General features: G+C 63.2%; 2 protein-coding genes. Both read left to right on the forward strand.

Features of this window, described 5'->3' with window-relative positions; translation table 11 throughout:
- The first annotated feature begins 127 nt into the window (after window positions 1-127).
- Window positions 128-1030 carry an NAD(+) diphosphatase gene (gene nudC, locus BGN95_RS06770; protein WP_286772054.1) on the forward strand — a complete coding sequence of 301 codons (903 nt, stop codon included), beginning with the start codon at window positions 128-130 and terminating at the stop codon, window positions 1028-1030.
- 69 nt (window positions 1031-1099) lie between these two features.
- On the forward strand, window positions 1100-1719 hold a 620-nt coding region (locus BGN95_RS06775), incomplete at its 3' end, for a hypothetical protein (RefSeq protein WP_286772055.1).

Consider the following 1719-nt stretch of genomic DNA (forward strand, 5'->3'; position numbering starts at 1 on the left):
GTCAATGGTGGCCGATAGACAGAGTCGCGGATGCCGGGCTGCCGACAGTGTTCGCTCGGGCGGCGACGCTTGCTCTGGCGCAGGACGAGTCTGGGCAGCATGAGTTGGGACTGGAGACAGGCGCGGCATGAGCGATAGCATCGAACAACAGGCCTCTCGTCCGCTGGCCTTTACCGGCGGCAAACTCGACCGGGCCGATCAGGTGCGGGTGCATGCGGACAAGCTGGCGGCGGCCTGGGCGCATCCGGGCGCGCGGGTTCTGGTGCTCGACGGGCTGGATCCTGTGCCGGATGCAGCGGGGCAATTGGTGACGGTGCCGCTGCCCAAGGATGCGCAGCTTGGCGATCATGCCTTGCTGGGCGTGCATGAAGATGGCGCGCCGCTGTTCGTCTCGCTGATCAAGACGCAGCCTTCGCAAGAACCGACGATCCCGCCGCGCGTCTGGTCGATCATTCCGCTGCTCGCGCCCGATCAGGCCGCGCTTTATGCCGGCGCGCGCAGTGTCGCTGACTGGCATCATCGTCACCCGCATTGCTCGGTCTGCGGCGCGAAGACGGAGGTCGCCAAGGCAGGCTGGTCGCGCACATGCGTGAGCTGCGGCTCGGAGCATTTCCCGCGCACCGATCCGGTCGTCATCATGCTGGCCGAATATGAGGGCAAGGTGCTGGTCGGCCGCAATCCGCGCTTTCCGCCCCGGCGCTTCTCGGCGCTGGCCGGGTTCATCGAGCCGGGCGAGACGATCGAGGAAGCGGTGCGCCGCGAGCTGTGGGAAGAAGCAGGCATTCGCGTTGGCCGGGTCGATTATCTGATGAGCCAGCCCTGGCCGTTCCCCTCCAATCTCATGATCGCCTGCATGGCGCAGGCACTGGACGACAAGCTGACGCTCGACATCGAGGAAATCGCCGAGGCGATCTGGGTGAGCCGCGACGATGTGCGCCGCGCCTTCGCCGAGGAGGAGGATGCGCTGTTCCAGGTGCCGACCTCGATCGCGGTGGCGCATCATATGCTGAAGATGTGGCTGGACGCCTAGGGAGAGCGCTACAGTCGGGAGGTCTGAGGTCGAATTTGCTGTGCATCTTCTCACGCTGTCATCCCGGACTTGATCGGGGATCCCGCTTTCTTGTGCCTAATCCGGCTTCGGTTCGGCAGGGGAAGAAGAAGCGGGATCCCGGATCAAGTCCGGGATGACGTTTGGGGAAAAGCGAAAACACAGATTTCGGTCTGTTTTCATCATCTGAAAGCGGAATCTTGTCTGGATCGTGTAGAGGTGGACGCGATGTTTCCGATTGAAGAGATTTACGACGCGGCCTTTGATCGGGCGCGCTTTCCGGCGCTGGTGCAGCGGCTGGTCGAGGCGTTTGGGGCGCAGAGCGGGTTTATCGGGTGGAGCGATACGGATCGCGATGCCGGGTTCCAGGCGCAATATGGCAATGACCCGAAATGGCTGCAAAGCTATGTGCAGACCTATGCGGCGCATGACATCTTGCGGCCGCATCTTCATGCCGTGCCGGAAGGCGAAGCGACCACGGTCTGGCCGCTGTTGCAGCAGCCGGACATTCAGCAGAGCATCTTCTACCGCGACTATCTCGCGCCGCAGGGCGTGGTCGACAATATGGCGGTCAACCTCATCAAGCGGCCCGGCATCGTCGCGCATATCGCCATGCTGCGTTACGCACCGGCGGAACGTTTCTCGGAAGAGGAATGCGCCCGCATGAATGC

The organism is Sphingomonas sp. 66-10 (assembly GCF_001897045.1).
Classification (GTDB): Bacteria; Pseudomonadota; Alphaproteobacteria; order Sphingomonadales; family Sphingomonadaceae; genus Sphingomonas; species Sphingomonas lycopersici.